This is a genomic window from Anaerosporomusa subterranea, from assembly GCF_001611555.1.
Classification (GTDB): Bacteria; Bacillota; Negativicutes; order Sporomusales; family Acetonemataceae; genus Anaerosporomusa; species Anaerosporomusa subterranea.
This window is the reverse complement of the sequence record NZ_LSGP01000028.1, coordinates 67,678-85,486: the sequence shown is the minus strand read 5'-3', so window position 1 is coordinate 85,486 and position 17,809 is coordinate 67,678. Positions and strand designations below refer to the sequence as shown.

The following is a 17,809-nucleotide window of genomic DNA, read 5'->3' as shown; positions in this document are numbered from 1 at the left end:
ATCTACTTAATCTAATACTTCACATTATCTTCCAAGTGTGAATACCATTAAAAAATCTGTAGTTGAGCTTGAATACTTATTCCTTATAATAAGTAATCAAGCCATAGTATTTAAATTATACTGGTTTACACATCAGTTTTCAATGTCGACGGGAATGTCGATAGGGACGGGATTGTCGGCAATGGTAAAACACGAGGCCAATAATACCTTCCCAAAGATGCATTCAACGAGAAAACGACCCTATGCAGTAAAACCATCTGCAAAGGATCGTTTTTTTATCTGTCATCGTGCTGGTCATGGCCTGCTAAAGATCGCAGCCGTCCATCACCTGTTACATAACGGCACTATCGGACGTCCGCCATTAGGATGCGCCAGCATGATTATCTAAAGTACACTTCCCTACCCACGCGGAGTTAAATTCACTTTCAGCTATACTGCTTCAAAAGATAGCAAATCCTTAGCCTTAGCTACTGTTTTATCCCCAACACCGTTGATACTCCTCAGGTCACTTACTTCTAATTTTCTTTTCTGTGATACACGTGGGGACGTTGTTTTTCTAATGAACTGCAAACTAGTTTGCGAAATCTTGACGGTACCAATCACCATCATTCTACACAACATCAAATATTTTGCCTGGATTCAGAATGTGATTTGGATCCATAGCCTTCTTGATGCTTCGCATTACATCCAATTCCACTTCGCTCGTGTACTGCTCCATCAGTGCTTTCTTTTTATAGCCAATCCCATGCTCTCCCGAAAGCTTACCGCCAACCTTGTACGCATAGTCAAAGACATTCTGTTGAATTTCTGCAATTCTTAAAGTAACCGGATTATAATGTGCCATCTGTTTACCTCCCTGTAGACCCATGTATATGGAGTTTCACCCCTCCAGCCGTATGAGTCTCCGTCCGCATTCAAATGCTAACTTATCGGCTTGATGATATCTCTCATCCACTAGTGACAGCAATTTTGCTAATAATACGTTATCTCCCACAATATTGCTTACTTTTGAAAAAGCCCCTAGCATAACGACATTTACGAGCAATGCATCGCCGATATTTTTGGCTTCCTGGGTCGCATTGATGAAATACCCGGTAAGATTTCTTTGCTGTATATCGGCAAGCAGCTGTTCCTGCGAAGGATACGTATCGATCTTAATATTGGAAAGAATGGTCGGAACCGGAGCCGTATTAATGATGTATTTTCCGTTTGAGCTTAGCAGTGCAATGTGACGGAATGCTTCCAGCGGCTCCAACCCTAATAATATATCGGCTTGTCCATGAGGCACCAGCGGAGAAAAGATTGTTTCGTCAGATATCCGTAGATGCGATGTGACTGATCCACCTCGCTGCGCAGCCCCTTTAGTCTCCGTATTGGCAACATTCAATCCAGCATCTATAGCACATTGAGCAATTACTTGTGTTGCCAGAATATTACCTTGTCCGCCTACACCGGCAATAACCAAGTCGAACTTCATTTTATCGCCCCCCGCTTACACACATGTATACATACGCCACACTTGTTACAAGCGCTTTCATCGATCCTAGCCTTGTCAGCAACTAGGGTGATAGCCGGACAGCCAAAGGTGCGGATACAAATCCCGCAGCCATTACAAACATCTATGTCCACCGCTACCGGAACCGGTTGATAAGAAATCTTGCCCTCTCGGCCAAACTTCAAGTAACACAACGCCTCCGCAACCACGACTTTGACTCCCTCTTCTTGCGTTGCCTCTGTAATGACGCGGATGGTGTCCTCTACATTATAGGGGTTGCACCAAAAAACCTTTGCCCCCATGGCAGCAGCTAATTCACCTGGGTTAATCGGTTTAACGTCTTTACTCATGAGATTATTGGTACTTGCGGCATGAGGCTGGAATCCAGTCATTGCAGTTGTTGAATTGTAGCCAATGACCACTGTGATATTCGCTTTATTAAAAATTGCGCTGGCAAGTCCGGTCAAGCCATTGTGGAAGAACGTCGAATCACCAATCAGTGCGTATACAGGCTTATCGAAGCCTGCCTTTTGTATGCCGTAAGCCATCGGAATGGACGAGCCCATGCAATAAATGGTTGCCTGCAGCTTCATTGGCTCAAATGTTCCTGCGTCATGGCAGCCGATGTCTCCGGTTACCACCCCGCCATTCTTTCTCACAACTTCTTTCATCGCGAATAACAATCCTCTATGGCTGCATCCCCCACATTGGGTCCGGGTGCGCGCAGGTATGTATTTTCCTTGAGCTGGGGCGGGGTAATCTTTGCCGGCAAACACCGCCTGAACCGCTGTCAGCACCAGGTTCGTCGACAACTCTCCTTCCTTCGGCAAAAAGGATTCGCGGCCAAGAATGTCCAGAGATATCTTATTTTCAAAACACAATTGTTTAACTAACCTTTCGACAACAGGTTCAATTTCTTCAAAAATGACTACCTTTTTTAATCCTTTGAGAAACTCCAGCGTCTTTTTTTCAGGAATCGGCAGTGTTCCCAGCTTCATGATCGGCAATGATTGCCCATAGATCTTTTCCGCTTCCTTAAGAAATGCATAACCGATACCGCAGCCGACAAACCCAATATCGCCTTCGGAAGAATCAATCCAGTTAAAAGGCGATTCCTCCATGATCGCTTTCAGCTCAGCCTGTTTATTATTTAGCCAGCGATGCCGCATTTTGGGGCGAAGCTCCCCGCCATACTCTTTTTCAACAACAGCTGACATAACAAAGCGGCTGCGATCAGGCACAAACTCGGGAGGCTTGCCTGCAGTAATACTTCCTTGGCATTCGACCATTCCTCCGGCGTGATTAATCCGCATAACCGGACGGATGGCAAAGACAAGTTCGGTTTTTTCAGATAGATCAAAGGCTAGTTTGGTCATTTGATAGGCTTCCTGCACATTGGCAGGATCGAACATTGGCAGATGTGCGTATGTATGAATCAGTATTCTGGTGTCTTCCTCACATTGCGAGGATAACCCGCCCGGGTCGTCTGCCGAAATCAGCACTAATCCGGCTTTAACACCGGTGAAATTGATGTGCATTAAATAGTCAGCCGCAGCATTTGTTCCGTTATGTTTCATCACCGCCATTGCACGCTGGTTTGTCAAGCACGCTCCGCCTGCCACTTCAAAAGCGTGTTTTTCATTAGAGGACCATTCTGCATAGATACCGGGAAAACTCGCGCAATGATCGACTATTTCTGTTGCAGGCGTTCCTGGATATCCTGCCACAACCTTTACCCCTGCTTCGAATGCGCCCCGAGCAATTGCTTCATTGCCAAACATAAACTTGGCTTGCATGTTATTCCCCCCCACATATCTCAACATCGCAAAAAATCGGCTCATTTATGAGACCGTCCAGCTGATTGAACGGTACGTTAATTTCTATAACGACGAACGAATTCAGTTCATAACAAGACCGACACCATATGAAAAACGGTGCCAGTCTGATTAATTTTACCATATTCTACGATAGGCTTTTACTTTTCTATCCAACGCTCGGGGAGCAATTCACAAGCCGCATGACTTGTTTTCCATTATGCAGCTGCAAACGTAGCTTGTTTTGGGTAATTAGCAGCCGTTCCGAGCGTATATCGCGGCTATTTAGGTATGAACCAGCTCATCGGCACGAGAACGAGGTCCGGGAATAGAGTGAGCAGCAACAGGAGAACGATCTCGATCCACAGATACGGCATTATTTTGTTGATTATCTCTTCCATCGAGACTTTGCCGACGCCGGCCGCTACGTTAAGCACCGTGCCAACTGGCGGCGTGAGAACGCCGATCATGTTGTTGAACACGAACATGAAACCGAAGTAGATCGGGTTGATGCCGGCCTTTTCGATAATCGGCATGAGGACGGGTGTGAGGATGAGGATGGTCGGCGTGGCGTCCATGGCTGTGCCGACAAGCAGGACTAATAGGTTAATGAAGAACATGAGGATAATCTTGTCGTTCATGACCGGTGCAAGCATCTCGGCGATCCACGCCGGGATATTGGCCACGGCGATCAGCCAAGACGAGATCATGGCCGCCGCGCACAGGAACATGACGATACTGGTTATCTTCGCAGCCGCAACAAGAACATCGCAGATATTGCTGAATTTGAGTTCCCGGTAAACGAACAGCCCGATGAACAGGGCATAAAAGACAGCGATCGAGGCGGCTTCGGTCGGCGTGAAGACGCCGCCGCGCAGACCAACGATGATGATGCCGGGCAGAATAAACGCCCAAATGGCGTCACGAGCCGTTTTTAGAACCACAGATAGCGGTTGCTTCGGCTGCAGTATGAACTGCTTTTTGCGGGCCAACCAAGCCCATGTGACGGCGAGAAAGATGCACAGCAACAGGCCGGGCACGATGCCTGACATGAACAGTTTGGGAATGGATACATTGCCTGTGACACCGAAAATAATCATTGGCACGCTGAGCGGCATGATAGGCGGAATGATGGCCGCGGAGGCAATGAGCGCTGCCGACATGCCCCGGTCGTAGCCGGCCTCGACCATGATCGGGATGAGAATAGCGCTGAGGGCGGCCGTATCGGCCACCGCCGAACCGGACAGACCGGCGAAGATAAGACTGGCAAGAATGGCGACGTAGCCGAGGCCGCCGCGAACATGGCCCACGAGTGCCATGGCGAAAGCAATGATCCGCTTGGAGACGCCGCCGGCGTTCATGAGTTCGCCGGCAAGGATAAAGAAGGCGATTGCCATAAGGGGGAAGTTGTCGGCGCCATCGACAAGGGTGGCGGCGAGAATCTGGGTGTCAAACATGTTGAGTTGGAAGAGCAGGAAAATGCCGCTAATGATGAGTGAGTGTGCAATAGGTATCCCCAAGGCCATGGCGGCGAGGAGCGAGCCGAGAAATACGGTTATCGTCATTGTCATGATTTTTTGGCTCCTTCCTCCGCTTCGCTGATTGCCTGGTCAATCAATGTCTTATCCTCGGTGTCGGTCATCATCACCAGTTCACTCTCAGCTACCTTGTTAGTGAACAGCCGGTAAAGGTTATACAGAGATATGCCCACCATCGCGGCGCTGCAGATGAACCCGGAGATATACACCATCGACATCGGCAACTGCATTGACGGCGAAACCTGGGTGCTGGTGAGAGCAGTCATCTTCCAAGCCCCGTCGGCGCACAAACCCATAGTGATCGCGAGGATAATGTTGTTGCAGATAAAGAGAAGACGTTTGCCTTTAACCGATAGCTTATTCACCAGCGTGTCAACACCGAGGTGGACGTTCTCCTGGTAGGCGACGATGGCACCGAGGAATATCAGCCAGATGAAGAGATAACGGGAGGCTTCTTCAGCCCAGGTGAGTCCATAGTTGAAAAAGTAGCGTAGTATAACGTTGGCAAAAACAAATGTGGCCATGCAAGTCAGGCAGATCGCAATCGCTGCATGAAGCAGGCGGTTTATCTGTTTGCTCAAGTTGCCCATCTCCCGGCTTCCTTTCGGGGGAATCTACATCCCCACTTTCAGATTAATACGCGACAAATTATTGCGGTAAAATGGAAAATAGGGGCAGGACTACGGAAATCAGGCGCTTTGCTAGTCCCCGCCCCTACATCACACAATACTTACTTAACCTTGGCGATTTCCGCTTTTACTTCTGCGAGGATATCTTTACCGATATCATTTTCGAACTGGGCGGCAATGTCCTTGGTGGTGTCCTGGAAGGCTTTCGTTTGTTCCGGGGTCAGCTTGGTGACCGTCATGCCAGCTTTGCTCAGACCTTCGAGGGCTTCGGCGTCAACCTTGCGGTTGTGCTCGCGCTGCCACTTGCTGGCTTCCTTGCCGGTTTTCTTCAGGAGTTCCTGGTCTTCCTTCGGCAGTGCGTCCCACAGCTTCTTGCTGTACATGATGACAAACGGAGTGTAGACATGATTACTTACAGTGGTGTACTTTTGTACTTCGTGGAATTTCTGCAGGAAGTTAGTGGTGTTCGGGTTTTCTTGGCCGTCGATGGTCTTCTGCTGCATGGCGTTGAAGACTTCACTGAACGGCATCGGGGTCGGGTTGGCGCCTAGTTTACGCCAGGCTGCGAGGTGAACGGGGTTTTCCATCGTCCTGATCTTCAGTCCTTTGATATCATCGGGGGTCTTTACTGCGTGCTTGCTATTGGTCAACTGGCGGTAGCCGTTTTCCATGTACATAATGCCCACCAGACCATTGGCGGAAAGCGAGTCGAGCATTTTCTGGCCAAAGGGACCGTCAAGAACCGAATCGACTATCTTCTCGCTGGCAAACAGGAATGGCAGGTCGAAAACCATCCACTTCTTGTCGATGGTGGAAATCGGAGAGCTCGAGGGGCCGGACATTTCCAGCGTGCCTGCGCGCAGGGCGGTCATGGTTTTGATGTCGTCGCCGAGCTGAGCACTGGGGAAGATTTGAATCTCAAGGCGCCCTTTGGATTCCTTATCAACAAGCTCCTTCCACTTCGCCAGGCCTTTGTATTCCGGACTGGCATCATTCAGGCCGATAGAGATTTTGATAACTTTTTTCTCTGCTTTCTTTTCCTGGGCCGGTTGGCTGCCGCCGCAGCCGGCTAGCAGAGACACTGCCATAGCGATGACTAATAGGGCAACAACGATTCTCGACAACTTTGCCATTATTTCTCCTACCTCTCAATTTTTTTATACAAAATGCCAGGTCCTTCTACCCTCCCCAGCATTTCGCACCACCCTAAGAACATCCTGACTGGCACACCGCACCAGTCATAGTCAGTTAATTTGTAATATTCTTAAAACTCTTCGCCTTATCCTGCAAAGTTTCCAAATTTTAACACAAATGGTGCAATAAATTTTCAAACAAGTCTATTATAAAAGTATATATTTTCACGATACTCTTACTTCTTGCGCGCCTCGAAATTTGCCAGTTTTTCGTAAAACTGCACAATCGCGCTGTGATCGCTTTGGCCCTTGCCGTCGACTTTGAGCGCCTGCATCATTTCCATGACCTGACTAGTGAGCATCAGCGGCACGCCGACTTCCTTCGCGGTTTCCAGAGCGTTGTTGAGGTCCTTGATATGAAGGTCGATTTTAAAACCCGGTTTAAAATTGCCGTTCAGCACCATCGGAGCCTTGGCATCAAGTACGGTACTGCCTGCCAGCCCGCCGCGGATGGCCTGGTAGATTACTTCAGGGTCGACACCGGCCTTGGCACCGAGCACCAGGGCTTCGGACATGGCGGCGATGTTGAGGGCCACGATGACCTGGTTGGCGAGCTTGGTGGTGTTGCCTGCGCCGATGTCACCGCAGAGTGTCACCGATTTGCCCATTTTCAGGAGAATGTCCTTGCATTGGTCGAAGATGGCTTGCTTTCCGCCAACCATGATGGAGAGCGAGCCATCAATTGCTTTGGGTTCGCCCCCGCTTACCGGCGCGTCGAGCATTTCGACACCCTTCACGGCTGCAGCGGCAGCTACTTCTTTGGCCGCCAGCGGCGCGATCGAGCTCATGTCAATGATGATATCGCCTTGTTTGGCGCCTTCCAGCACGCCGCCAGCGCCCAGCACCACTTCCTTGACTTGGGGTGAGTTAGGCAGCATGGTAATAACCATCGAGACCTGGCTTGCCACTTCCTTGGGCGAGCCGACTGCCGTTGCTCCGGCCGCAACGACTTCCTCCACCGCAGCCTGGATAATATCATAAACCACCAGTTCATATCCCGCTTTTAATAAATTCTTGGCCATGGGCTTACCCATGATCCCTAAGCCGATAAATCCTATCTTCACGCTTTCGCCTCCTGATTTACCATTTTGTGAACCCTATCCTTAATCGCCTCGGCAGTCAGGCCGTAATATACTAACAGTTCCTCATAGTTGCTCGCGGATGTGCCGAAAAGGTCATCGATCCCCACGAAACCCAAAGCCACGTTCCGCATTCCAGCAAGTGCTTCGCTGATGGCGCTGCCAAGACCGCCAATCAGGCTGTGCTCTTCGGCTACCACCGCAACTGTGCAGCCCTGGATCAGCTGAATAATTGCCTCTCTATTCAGGGGCTTGACCGTGCTTACGTTTACCACCTTGACTGAAATGCCGTCATACTTTAGACTATCAGCAGCTTCAAGGGCCTTGGATACCATGACTCCGTTAGCGAAGACTACTGCATCGCTGCCTTGCCGCATCACCCTCGGAGCACCCAAGCGGAATTCTTCTCCTTCATCCGTCAGTAGTGGCAGGTCGGCCCGGTTAATCCTGATATAGCTTGGCCCGGGAATGCTGGCCATTGCCCGAACCATCTGGCGTGTCTCATTCGCGTCCACCGGTACCAGAACCGTCATATGGGGAATAGCCCGCATCAGAGCCACGTCTTCCACAGACTGGTGGGTAGAACCATCGCCGAAATCTGAGAGACCCGCACTAGAGCCGCAAATATTCACGTTAAGACTGGCAATGGATATCGTCTGACGGATCTGATCATAACACCGTCCAGTGGAAAAGACGGCAAAAGAGTTGATGAATGGAATCTTGCCTGTCAGGGCAAGTCCTGCGGCGGTCGAAGCCATGTTCTGCTCGGCGATTCCCATCTCAAAGTAGCGCTCAGGATACGCATTCTGGAACAAGATGGACATGGTAGATTTGCCAAGATCAGCTTCCAGCACCACGATAGACGGATTGTCCCGGCCAAGTTCCACCAAGGCCTCACCATACGCCTGACGTAAATTTTTCGTCATACTGTCTCCCTCCGCAATCTTAGAAGATCAGCCTTCGCTATTTCCAATTGTTCCGGAGTCATCGAGCCGTTGTGGAAGGCCGGATTATGCTCGGCGAAGGAAATACATTTTCCTTTTACCGTCTGGGCAATGACGACCGTCGGTTTGCCTTTGATTTTATCCGCCTGCTCGAGGGCTGACAAAATAGCGCCAATATCGTGGCCGTCGATCTCGATTACCTCCCAGCCGAAAGCCGCCCATTTTGGCGACACAGGATTCGTATCAAAGCGTTCGCAGATCGGACCGGTAGCCTGCAGATTATTGCGGTCCACAATGGCTACCAAATTATCCAGCTTGTAATATGCAGCTGACATGGCGGCTTCCCAAATTTGCCCTTCTGCCAGTTCTCCATCACCGATGAGCACATATACCTTGCTTGCTATCCCATCTATCCTGAGGCCCAACGCCATGCCGCCGGCAATTGACAGTCCCTGTCCGAGTGAGCCGGTATTGGCTTCGATGCCTGGCGTCCTGGTCATATCGGGATGACCCTGCAGCATCGCGCCAAGGCTTTTAACCTTTTTAAGTTCCTCCTTGGGAAAATAGCCTGCTTCAGCCAAGGCAGCGTATTGGACCAGCGCCGCATGGCCTTTGCTCAGGAGGAATCGGTCCCGATCGCGCATACCCGGATTGGCTGGGTCATGCTTCATCTTATGAAAATATAAGGCGGCAACAATTTCGGCGCTAGAGCAGGAGCCTCCTAAATGTCCCACTTTACCTACTCCGATCAGGTCATAAACAATGTGCTCTCTGATTCTCAATGCCCTTTCATTTAACTGATCGATAACATTTTGAGCTACCATTTTATCAACCCCTTTTAGCTTCAGTCGATGGGTGTCAAAACAATTTTCAGGCCCTGCTTGGATTCCATCAGCGCGAAACTCTTCTCCCACTGGTCGAGCGGCAGCTCATGAGTTATCAGCCGGTTTAAGTCCACTGTTTTTTTGCTCATCAATACCAGGCACTTTTCCCAGACATCCCAATTGTGGCTGAATGTTCCCTGCAAAGTCACCGCCTTCGCGATGATCGGATCCAGCGAGAATCCTACCGGCTGTGGACCCCAGCCGATTTTAGTAATCTGACCGCAAGGCCGGACCACATCAATGGACAGTTTTAGCGTGGGCGAAAACCCTGCCGTGTCTATAACCGTGTCGGCACCGTAACCGTCACCGAGCCCCATGATCAGGGGTAACGGATCCTGCACCGAACTATTGACCGTCATCGTGGCTCCGAATTCCTTGGCTAGTTCCAAACGGCCCTCGTCGCCGTCAGTGCCAATGACCACAATATTTGAAGCCCCAAGTATGCTGGCCATCTTTGTGCAAAGAATGCCGATAGGCCCCGGTCCGATGACGACCACCGTATCGCCCGGTTTAATATGCGAATGTTTCACCAGGGCACTATAGGCCACGCACAACGGCTCGGTCAGAGCTGCTTCCCGCATCCCAACCCCTGTCGGCAGCTTATGCAGTATACGGCTTGGAACCTTGACATACTTGGCAAAGGCGCCGTCAGCCTGAAAACCAAAACCCTTTCTCTGCCTGCAGACGTGGTAATTGTTGGTGCGGCAAAGCTCACACTTGCCGCAATAATCCGCGTGCGTCTCACAGGTGACCGTGTCACCCACAGAATACCCCTTCACATTTATGCCGACCTGTTCAATGGTGCCCGAGAACTCGTGGCCCAGAATCAACGGGACGTTTACCTTGTAGGACACCCGGTTGTGATGCATGTGTGGATCACTACCGCAAACGCCTATAAAGGCGACCTTTACCAATACGTCATCCGGTCCGATCTGGGGAACTGGGACCTCCCGAACTTCAGTGGCGCCAGCGACATTGTCATACTTTACTACCGCTTTCATCAACATAACCACTTCCCTTTAGCTTATTTTAGTCTGCCGGGCCTTTAGGCAGACCGACTATCGCTGCTTTACCTTGCCTGAACAATACGCCTAAGATCCCCTGCAGATTATTCAACCTTAAACAATCCGCTATTGAAGGCATCCATGATATGTGCCTTAAAGACCCGTTTCGCCTCTTCCACATCCCTGGTTTCCAGTACCCTAAGCAAATTCTTATGATCTTCGTATACCCGGTCCTGTTTGTTAGCAATCTGCGGGTGGGCAAAATGAATAAACCGCCGGATATGCCCATTCAGCATCGTCCAAATGCGGTTATATGTTTCGATATCACCCCAGTTCACTATTATTCGGTGGAATTCGATATCCAGCGCCGATGTACAGCTGTAATCGACGTGCTTCCTCTGGTTGTCCTCCATTGAGTCTATAATGTCGTGCAGTGTGCCAAACTGAGCTTTCGTCACCTTCGGCAAAGTCATTTCAATGACATTCGCCTCGATGGAAGACCTTAGAAGATAGATGTGATACATTTCCTTGAAATTAATTTCAGTTACGAAGGATCCGGTATATTTAACAGACTTAATTAAACCTTCTTCCTCCAGACCACATAAGGCTTCGCGTACAGGGATCTGACTGACCTGCATGTCTCGGGCAATCTCCGTTTCAACAATTCTCTGCCCCGGTTTAAACACATTTTCGATAATTTTGTTGCGTACCGCTTGTTTTACAGCATCTTTTAGGGGGTTTAGTGAATTTTCGCTTCTGTAAGTCCGATTCATAGTTCCGCTCCTGTCTTATATATAATAAAGTACATTATATAGAACTAATTTGATTATATATAATCACCAAACTCGGCGTCAATAGAGTTTTTTGCACAATTTAATATATTTTAAATTATCTAATTATTTCTTTTTCGACATCAAATCCGACCTTTTCAGCTTAATTCTGTAATACGCATCGAAAAAAAGGGCCATGCCGTACGATTACTTATGTATATGCTCTTCCCCGAATACAAAAACCCTCTTTGCCGTGTCTGGCAAAAAGGGTTTAGTCTCCCTTGTGGGAAAAATCCGGATTTACATCCTTTGTTATATAAATACCGTCGGTTATTGTCTTGGCTGTGGCGGTGCATTGCAGGGGCTGCAAGATTTCAAAACAAGCGAGAAGATGTCACAAAAATGAAGCTCACGTCTGCCATGCGGCAATGTGAGCTTCATAATTTCCAAATTATGCTGGAGGCGAGGCGGCCCAAAGCAAAGACAAACTTCCGAACTGGTTATTCATGATATAAAATAACCCTGCATTGCATGAACGGCTTAGAACTATAACCCGTAAACCGTCAGTCCTGGCACCCGCCACCCACGGTACTGGACGTTATGTGCTGACCCCTGCAGAGCCCGGCTTAGTGCCGGGCTTTCTTCCGCTCTTTTGGATCTTTAGTGACTCGGCTGCAGAACCTTCTTATACCTCTTAACATAATATAAAGCAAGAAGCATGTTGGGGGAATGAGAATGTGGCACTGTGATGTCTGTCATCAACAAGATGTCAGCGGGTGCGACTGTGGCTGCGGGGAAGTGTCACAGCCATTATTGAATAAAATCGTTGTCCTCGACCCTGGTCATGGAGGTACTTTTTCGGGAGGCGTACACTACGGGTTCCGGGAATCTGATATTAATCTTGCGGTCGCTCTTAAGCTACGCAAAAAGCTGACGCGGTTGGGTGCTAAAGTTGTTATGACGCGAACGCGTGACGTGAGCGTGGCTCCGGCCGGCTCGACTCTTGAAGCCGATCTCCAGGCCAGAGTGGACATTGCTAAAAAGTCCGCCGGGGATATCTTCGTAAGCCTACACGTTGACGATGTACCCAATATCAATCTTACCGGTGTTGCCAGTTACTTCCCGGAAGGGCGTTCTTCCGGCCTCGCCTGCACTATCCAAACTTTTCTGGTGAATGAAACCTGTGCGGTCGACAATGGTGTCAGCCCGGCCGATTTTTATGTACTTGTTCATAATGACATGCCCGCGGCATTGATTGAAATGGGTTATCTGTCCAATCTTGCTGAAGCAATATGTCTTATGGATGACTGCTATCAAAGCCTGATAGCGGAAGGCATTCTAAACGGCATCGTCAACTACTTCCTTTGCCAATAATCTTATTTTGACGCACAGTCTGTTGATCTTTCCCCTCACTAGCAATCTGTCATTATACGATGGAGGCTACCTCCACCAACCTGTTCTATAACACAAAAAACCCGCGCACTATGAACATCACCCCTTAAAGTAGACAAAGGAGAAAAACCCTGTATGGTATGCCACCCCTTTAGTAGACAGGAAGTATGATTAAAACGTACAACTTGTTACTAAGGGGGTTTTTATATGGCAAGAACTCAGTTTAACAAAGAGTTTAAGATCCAAGTAGTTAAACAGGTACTTGAGGAAGGTTACTCATCAAACAATAAGCATGCAGCTCAAAAGCAAGTCAACTTTTAAGTCTCGCAGTGTCTGCACACCAAAGCAGTTCTGTGTAATTTACATCCATCGATGAGTTTGCTTCCGTCCAAGGTTGCCAACTCTCAATAAATCCATTCATTAGTTCTTTTATCATCTCATATATCGTTTCTGTTCATAAACCACTCGCTGTGGGAAGATCCCCACCTCTCTTTTAGAATCAACTGTATAATATCGGCAGGCTTTGCCAGTTTATGTTGAGCCATAACGTCTGGTGTTTTACTTCCCCACAAGGCTAATCCAAAATCAATTCCCGCGCTGCGGGCGCACTGGAAGTCGTAATCAGTATCGCCTATATACACTGAGGTTTTCGGCTCTGCATTTGCTATTTCCAGGAATTTTAGTATCGGTTTTGGATTGGGCTTATGCTCATCAGTATCATCGGCGCAAACGATAAAGGACAAATACTTCATGAGACCAAAAGGAATAAAATCGCTTCTTAATTCCTCTCTTGTCTTTGAAGTCACAATCCCAGTGCATACCTTATGATCAGCCAGGCTTGCCAATACCTCAGCTACTCCATCAAAGACTTTAACAGACCAAAAGAAACCTTTCATATAAACATTCCATCGTTCATTCGCGCTTGCAATATCCGAAATACCCAATTGGGGCAAAGACTGTGCCCCTGGTATCCCAAGTACAAAATGTAGCTCCTCGAATGTATAATACTTGCCATAATCATCATTAAGCATTTTCTGAAGAGATGAAAGAACGGCGTGTTCAGTATCAATGAGTGTGCCATCGATATCAAAAATGACAGTCTTATACATTTCAATACAGCCTCCCTAAACGATCATCCCTGCCAGAAACCGGATATGTGCAGGTTAACCAAATAGTTAGTACTTTAACAAGTTGTGATAGTTTTCCTGCCATAGTTATTGGTAAAGTAATACTGAAAACCGCTACTGCTTAATTGTCTCGCTTGCCTTCCCATTCATCATCACCTCTAACGATAGCATACAAAAGAATGACAAATAAGGAACGTCCCCACTGTCACCCATTACAATTGATAAAGGTTCCATACAAAGCAAAAAGATCCTGTAAATTGATACAAAATTTATCAGGATCTTTTTTTCGCCATTTCCAATGTACGATTCTCCTATTAAGGAGGGACAATGAACCTGTCCCCTTGTCCCTTACAACGCCAAAAGTTGACGAATTAGGAACGTCCCCACTGTCTGCGTTCTAAACCTCCATTGGCGTTTTTCAAGTTGGTCGAAAAACTCTATATTTTGATTTAGAGCAATTATCTCACGGTTTGTACCCAGATTCTATCCACCGTCTTATTAGACGCTTACGATAGATGTTCAAGCTCTTATTAAACTTTCTTTCAATAGGAGTAGGAGATCCTGATACCCATTTCTTTAATTCAGCATCAAGATCAAAATGTCCGGCTGTCTCAATAGAAAAGTGAGTTATGCTTCTATAAGTAAGGTATTGAGGTGTTGGCAAGCAAAACCTATGATTCTCCATGTTCTACTCTTTAGTATAGAGTTATAGGACCACATTACAAAAATGTTCATATGTACTAGCAGTAGTTGCTTAGCTGGAAGCTGTAGCATTAACCAACGTTACTTTTGACTATTATTAATCGTTTTCACTATATTCCGAGTGTATCTAAATACAGGAATACGATTTAATTCTAATAAATCCTTCCCGGAAGTACATACTCCCGGCTTAATCGTAAATCCTAAAGTATAATTCATCTTTTTCGCTATCTTAATGACATTAGAGGAATAACCGCCCTTCGGATAAGCAATTGCATTAGCAGGTTGACCAAATGTATATTTAAGAAATTGCTTAGACTGATATAACTCTTCCTCAATTTGGCTATCAGTAAGTTCTCCCATTGAAGGGTGTGTAGCGGTATGTGAACCAAAGCTCATTCCTTCTGCATGCATTTCCCTTATTTGCATAGAAGACAAACGATTAGGCGTATCGACTAAGTTAGTTATCAGAAAAAAAGTGCCAACATCACCATGCTGTTTGAGTATGGGAAAGGCGTTTTCGTAATTGTCAGCATAGCCGTCGTCAAATGTCAGTAGCACCATTTTAGGCGGTAAGTAATTATCCTTCCCCGCAAAAAAATCTTCGGCCTGTTGCAGAGAAATCGTACTGTATCCGTTGTTGCGAAGTTCCACTAGGTCGTTTTGGAACTGTTCTCGAGTACGTGTCAACATATCCGCTGTATCACCTATCCGATGATAAGCAAGCACTAGTATTTTAGACTCGGCTGACTTTGCTATTGTTCGCTCTAAAGGTATGGAAGATGCCATTAAAAAGAAGAGTATACATAGTGACCCAATGGCCAACCTACGTTTTATTATCTTAATCACCCTATTGTCGCGAGACTCAGTTACGCCACAAGTCCATAATTTCCCCCAAATTTTATCTACTTTATTTTTGATGTCACCGGCATTCATGTAGTCCTCCAATTATTGCGGCATTTGACTAGTGTATTTATTACTGCAGTAATTATTGTGGTAGTTTGATTCCATTCTAACTACCACAATAATTAACCAAATATTAAGCCTATCTATTATATTTCTTGGACAAATATTCATATCCTTTCATAAAATGAGGGTATTTTACAAAAATTGCCGAAGAAAGAAGTTGAGGTGTTTAACGTGATTCGCGGGAGCATATCGATTTACTTCCGTACTACATAACACGGCCCACTATGCAGTGAGCCGTGTTGTTGCTTTTTGTCGAAATGTGAAAATCGCGAGGTGATTCTATGCTTCTCCCCGATGGAGACCTCAAACCTGAGAACCAAGAGAGATTCCACAATAATGCTGCCGCCAGCGCCGCTGTCATAAAACGCTCTAAACGGAAGCTGGACCGTGACGCCTTTTTCGCTTTCGATGCCGGGGGAAGATTGGTGGAACATCACTTCTTCCAGGGGACAATAGGAGACGTTCCTTTTCCGTCAACTTTTTATCATAACTCCCCGCGAAACGCCGGTTACTCTTCCGATTCTAACGATTTTTCCATTACACGATGAGAGCGGCCATCTGCTAACATACAATGCCAAAAGTTGACGAATTAGGAACGTTCCCACGGTCTCACTGCTATTAATTTCATTAGCTATACAGAAGGAACTTAATTATTGCGGTTTTTTACTCCCCACTCACATAACTGTTCCAAAACAGGTAATAGAGTTTCTGCTTTATGTGTGAGACTGTACTCAACTTTAGGGGGAATTTGAGGATACTCTTTCCGTCTAACCATCCCATCTGCTTCCAATTCTTTAAGTTGTGAACTCAATGTTTTAAAGGTAATAGCTCCTATTTTTCTCTTCAGATCATTAAATCGAACTGGTTGGTTTTCTGCCAGGAGGTAAACAATAAGCATTTTCCATTTACCACCAATCACTGACAATGTATAACCAAAAGGTGTCTCTTGAATATTACCCTTTTCTTTATAGTCAGCCATACTCATATTTACACTATCCTTTCTGGTAGTACCTATCAAAAAAGTGCGTACTATTTTTTTGTTTGCGTTTATTTTATACTGACTTTACTTTGAAGTAAAGGAGAGAAAAAAATGACTAATGTTAAAACCTACGATCACGGTCTTTGGGATCACGGTATTACCCAAGGTTACAGCGTCAACGGCACTATCTACATTTCGGGGCAATTTTCCCACGATATGGAGGGTGCGTTCATTGGCGAGGGCGATATCGAAGCACAGACCCGACAGACCCTTGAAAATCTCGATCGCGTACTGGAGGGATTTGGTGTCACGAAGTCCAACCTCGCTTATATGGAGATCTATCTAACAAATGCGCAAGAGCATTTCGAGCCAGTCCTCCGGCTGTTCAAGGAATACGTGGGACAACATCGGCCGGCCGGCAGCCTCATCGGCGTGACTTACTTGGCGTCCCCTGAGCAACTGATCGAAATCAGCGCCGTCGCACACACCGACTAAGTAAACTACATTTTAAAATCAAAGTAATCATGTCAAGCTCAATTCTTTAGGTGATTATTGATGTAAGCAGGAAAATTAAAAAGGGGAATCAACTTGATTGAACTGAACCCCGAATAGTGGACACTTTTAGGAAAAGTGGACTGGAAGTGTCAAGAAAAACTAGACACAAAGTTAAGTTATTTTTATGAATTTAACTTCTCAAATTGGGCAGGGGAAAGATACCCAAGAGAGGAATGCATCCTCTTTATGTTGTAATAAAGTTCAACATATTTAAAGATTTCTTGCTGAGCTTGTTCGGGTGTTTCGAATTGAGCATCCTGAATAAGCTCCCTTTTATTGTTCTATAAAATGATTCCATTAAGGCATTATCGTAAGCTGATCTGCCTTGAAATCTCAAAAGCCTCATGGTAATCACCTGATGTCAGAGTGTATCCATTCATAGCGCCCTACCATCCCTAACGAAAACGCGTATCAACTAATTCTCTGCCAAAAAGATATTCGCTATAGCTGCTGAAAGGATACTCCTCCAGCTTTGTCACCAGTCCGGCTTTGAGCGGATTTTGGTGAATATAACGTTGTAACGGGATAAAGTATTAATCCACCTCAACTGGCACTCTTATATCGACTGGCTATCAGCGCTCCGCGCGCTGGTATTTACGATTAAAGCACATGGCATATTGGGTCAATAAACGCTTCATGATCAACGATATATCACCCAGCTGCTTTTCCCGGAACAAAAGATGGACATGGTTATTCATCAAACAATAAGCATGCAGTTCAAAAGCAAGGTCAACTTTC

Annotated in this window: 18 protein-coding genes and 2 pseudogenes; 3 read left to right on the top strand and 17 right to left on the bottom strand. The window is 46.8% G+C overall.

Going from position 1 to position 17,809, the window contains the following annotated elements; all coding sequences use genetic code 11:
- Positions 1-181: 181 nt before the first annotated feature.
- A complete protein-coding gene (locus tag AXX12_RS19515; RefSeq protein ID WP_156478720.1) occupies positions 182-388 on the top strand; it encodes a hypothetical protein in 207 nt (68 codons plus the stop codon).
- A gap of 222 nt (positions 389-610) precedes the next feature.
- Here the strand turns inward: AXX12_RS19515 and AXX12_RS18375 are convergent, their stop codons facing one another.
- The 11 genes from AXX12_RS18375 to AXX12_RS18325 all read right to left on the bottom strand — a co-directional run bounded on the left by AXX12_RS18375 (position 611) and on the right by AXX12_RS18325 (position 11,353).
- Complete coding sequence (locus AXX12_RS18375; RefSeq protein ID WP_066245877.1) at positions 611-844, bottom strand: FAD-binding oxidoreductase; 234 nt, start codon at positions 842-844, stop codon at positions 611-613.
- A gap of 36 nt (positions 845-880) precedes the next feature.
- Positions 881-1,477 carry an indolepyruvate oxidoreductase subunit beta gene (locus AXX12_RS18370; RefSeq protein WP_066245874.1) on the bottom strand — a complete coding sequence of 199 codons (597 nt, stop codon included), beginning with the start codon at positions 1,475-1,477 and terminating at the stop codon, positions 881-883.
- On the bottom strand, positions 1,474-3,291 hold the full coding sequence (locus AXX12_RS18365) for a thiamine pyrophosphate-dependent enzyme (RefSeq protein ID WP_066245872.1): 1,818 nt from the start codon (positions 3,289-3,291) through the stop codon (positions 1,474-1,476). Before AXX12_RS18365 ends, AXX12_RS18370 begins: the two co-directional genes overlap by 4 nt.
- A 299-nt stretch (positions 3,292-3,590) precedes the next feature.
- On the bottom strand, positions 3,591-4,874 hold the full coding sequence (locus AXX12_RS18360) for a TRAP transporter large permease (protein ID WP_066245969.1): 1,284 nt from the start codon (positions 4,872-4,874) through the stop codon (positions 3,591-3,593).
- Positions 4,875-4,876: 2 nt separating this feature from the next.
- Positions 4,877-5,437, bottom strand: coding sequence for a TRAP transporter small permease (locus AXX12_RS18355; protein ID WP_066245871.1), 561 nt, complete (start codon positions 5,435-5,437; stop codon positions 4,877-4,879).
- 140 nt (positions 5,438-5,577) lie between these two features.
- Positions 5,578-6,609 (bottom strand): TRAP transporter substrate-binding protein, encoded by a 1,032-nt coding sequence (locus tag AXX12_RS18350; protein WP_066245869.1) that lies wholly within the window; start codon positions 6,607-6,609, stop codon positions 5,578-5,580.
- A gap of 236 nt (positions 6,610-6,845) precedes the next feature.
- Complete coding sequence (gene garR / locus AXX12_RS18345) at positions 6,846-7,733, bottom strand: 2-hydroxy-3-oxopropionate reductase (RefSeq protein ID WP_066245867.1); 888 nt, start codon at positions 7,731-7,733, stop codon at positions 6,846-6,848.
- Positions 7,730-8,674, bottom strand: coding sequence for a transketolase family protein (locus AXX12_RS18340; RefSeq protein WP_066245865.1), 945 nt, complete (start codon positions 8,672-8,674; stop codon positions 7,730-7,732). The genes garR and AXX12_RS18340 overlap by 4 nt, the downstream gene beginning before the upstream one ends.
- The gene (locus AXX12_RS18335; RefSeq protein WP_066245863.1) at positions 8,671-9,516 is read right to left on the bottom strand and encodes a transketolase; all 846 of its coding nucleotides are present in this window, start codon (positions 9,514-9,516) and stop codon (positions 8,671-8,673) included. Before AXX12_RS18335 ends, AXX12_RS18340 begins: the two co-directional genes overlap by 4 nt.
- Before the next feature lie 20 nt (positions 9,517-9,536).
- Positions 9,537-10,577: a zinc-binding dehydrogenase gene (locus AXX12_RS18330; protein WP_197470787.1), complete on the bottom strand. Its 1,041-nt coding sequence runs from the start codon at positions 10,575-10,577 to the stop codon at positions 9,537-9,539.
- A 107-nt stretch (positions 10,578-10,684) separates the two neighbouring features.
- Positions 10,685-11,353, bottom strand: coding sequence for a GntR family transcriptional regulator (locus AXX12_RS18325; protein ID WP_066245859.1), 669 nt, complete (start codon positions 11,351-11,353; stop codon positions 10,685-10,687).
- A 732-nt stretch (positions 11,354-12,085) separates the two neighbouring features.
- On the opposite strand from AXX12_RS18325, the gene AXX12_RS18320 reads away from it, so the two are divergent.
- Positions 12,086-12,724: an N-acetylmuramoyl-L-alanine amidase family protein gene (locus AXX12_RS18320; RefSeq protein ID WP_066245858.1), complete on the top strand. Its 639-nt coding sequence runs from the start codon at positions 12,086-12,088 to the stop codon at positions 12,722-12,724.
- Between the two features lie 455 nt (positions 12,725-13,179).
- On the opposite strand, the gene AXX12_RS18315 is transcribed toward AXX12_RS18320, so the two are convergent.
- The 4 genes and pseudogenes from AXX12_RS18315 to AXX12_RS18300 form a co-directional block, all read right to left on the bottom strand.
- Positions 13,180-13,851: an HAD family hydrolase gene (locus AXX12_RS18315; RefSeq protein ID WP_066245856.1), complete on the bottom strand. Its 672-nt coding sequence runs from the start codon at positions 13,849-13,851 to the stop codon at positions 13,180-13,182.
- Between the two features lie 481 nt (positions 13,852-14,332).
- A pseudogene (locus AXX12_RS20260) lies at positions 14,333-14,515 on the bottom strand (PH domain-containing protein); the annotation flags it as partial.
- Between the two features lie 137 nt (positions 14,516-14,652).
- Positions 14,653-15,504, bottom strand: coding sequence for a polysaccharide deacetylase family protein (locus AXX12_RS18310; protein WP_066245854.1), 852 nt, complete (start codon positions 15,502-15,504; stop codon positions 14,653-14,655).
- Between the two features lie 679 nt (positions 15,505-16,183).
- Positions 16,184-16,522 (bottom strand): winged helix-turn-helix transcriptional regulator, encoded by a 339-nt coding sequence (locus tag AXX12_RS18300; protein ID WP_066245852.1) that lies wholly within the window; start codon positions 16,520-16,522, stop codon positions 16,184-16,186.
- A gap of 105 nt (positions 16,523-16,627) precedes the next feature.
- On the opposite strand from AXX12_RS18300, the gene AXX12_RS18295 reads away from it, so the two are divergent.
- Positions 16,628-17,011, top strand: coding sequence for a RidA family protein (locus AXX12_RS18295; protein ID WP_066245850.1), 384 nt, complete (start codon positions 16,628-16,630; stop codon positions 17,009-17,011).
- 182 nt (positions 17,012-17,193) lie between these two features.
- On the opposite strand, the pseudogene AXX12_RS18960 reads toward AXX12_RS18295, so the two are convergent.
- Together AXX12_RS18960 and AXX12_RS19930 are read right to left on the bottom strand one after the other, a co-directional pair.
- Positions 17,194-17,384, bottom strand: a pseudogene (locus AXX12_RS18960) (IS3 family transposase); the annotation flags it as partial.
- A gap of 259 nt (positions 17,385-17,643) precedes the next feature.
- Complete coding sequence (locus AXX12_RS19930) at positions 17,644-17,769, bottom strand: transposase (RefSeq protein WP_231881959.1); 126 nt, start codon at positions 17,767-17,769, stop codon at positions 17,644-17,646.
- Positions 17,770-17,809 lie beyond the last annotated feature (40 nt).

What these genes read in the sequence shown, in the direction of transcription:
- AXX12_RS19515 (WP_156478720.1), top strand. Translation starts at nt 182, where the DNA reads ATGGTAAAACACGAGGCCAATAATACCTTCCCAAAGATGCATTCAACG.
- AXX12_RS18375 (WP_066245877.1), bottom strand. Translation starts at nt 844, where the DNA reads ATGGCACATTATAATCCGGTTACTTTAAGAATTGCAGAAATTCAACAG.
- AXX12_RS18370 (WP_066245874.1), bottom strand. Translation starts at nt 1,477, where the DNA reads ATGAAGTTCGACTTGGTTATTGCCGGTGTAGGCGGACAAGGTAATATT.
- AXX12_RS18365 (WP_066245872.1), bottom strand. Translation starts at nt 3,291, where the DNA reads ATGCAAGCCAAGTTTATGTTTGGCAATGAAGCAATTGCTCGGGGCGCA.
- AXX12_RS18360 (WP_066245969.1), bottom strand. Translation starts at nt 4,874, where the DNA reads ATGACGATAACCGTATTTCTCGGCTCGCTCCTCGCCGCCATGGCCTTG.
- AXX12_RS18355 (WP_066245871.1), bottom strand. Translation starts at nt 5,437, where the DNA reads ATGGGCAACTTGAGCAAACAGATAAACCGCCTGCTTCATGCAGCGATT.
- AXX12_RS18350 (WP_066245869.1), bottom strand. Translation starts at nt 6,609, where the DNA reads ATGGCAAAGTTGTCGAGAATCGTTGTTGCCCTATTAGTCATCGCTATG.
- AXX12_RS18340 (WP_066245865.1), bottom strand. Translation starts at nt 8,674, where the DNA reads ATGACGAAAAATTTACGTCAGGCGTATGGTGAGGCCTTGGTGGAACTT.
- AXX12_RS18335 (WP_066245863.1), bottom strand. Translation starts at nt 9,516, where the DNA reads ATGGTAGCTCAAAATGTTATCGATCAGTTAAATGAAAGGGCATTGAGA.
- AXX12_RS18330 (WP_197470787.1), bottom strand. Translation starts at nt 10,577, where the DNA reads ATGAAAGCGGTAGTAAAGTATGACAATGTCGCTGGCGCCACTGAAGTT.
- AXX12_RS18325 (WP_066245859.1), bottom strand. Translation starts at nt 11,353, where the DNA reads ATGAATCGGACTTACAGAAGCGAAAATTCACTAAACCCCCTAAAAGAT.
- AXX12_RS18320 (WP_066245858.1), top strand. Translation starts at nt 12,086, where the DNA reads ATGTGGCACTGTGATGTCTGTCATCAACAAGATGTCAGCGGGTGCGAC.
- AXX12_RS18315 (WP_066245856.1), bottom strand. Translation starts at nt 13,851, where the DNA reads ATGTATAAGACTGTCATTTTTGATATCGATGGCACACTCATTGATACT.
- AXX12_RS18310 (WP_066245854.1), bottom strand. Translation starts at nt 15,504, where the DNA reads ATGAATGCCGGTGACATCAAAAATAAAGTAGATAAAATTTGGGGGAAA.
- AXX12_RS18300 (WP_066245852.1), bottom strand. Translation starts at nt 16,522, where the DNA reads ATGAGTATGGCTGACTATAAAGAAAAGGGTAATATTCAAGAGACACCT.
- AXX12_RS18295 (WP_066245850.1), top strand. Translation starts at nt 16,628, where the DNA reads ATGACTAATGTTAAAACCTACGATCACGGTCTTTGGGATCACGGTATT.
- AXX12_RS19930 (WP_231881959.1), bottom strand. Translation starts at nt 17,769, where the DNA reads ATGAATAACCATGTCCATCTTTTGTTCCGGGAAAAGCAGCTGGGTGAT.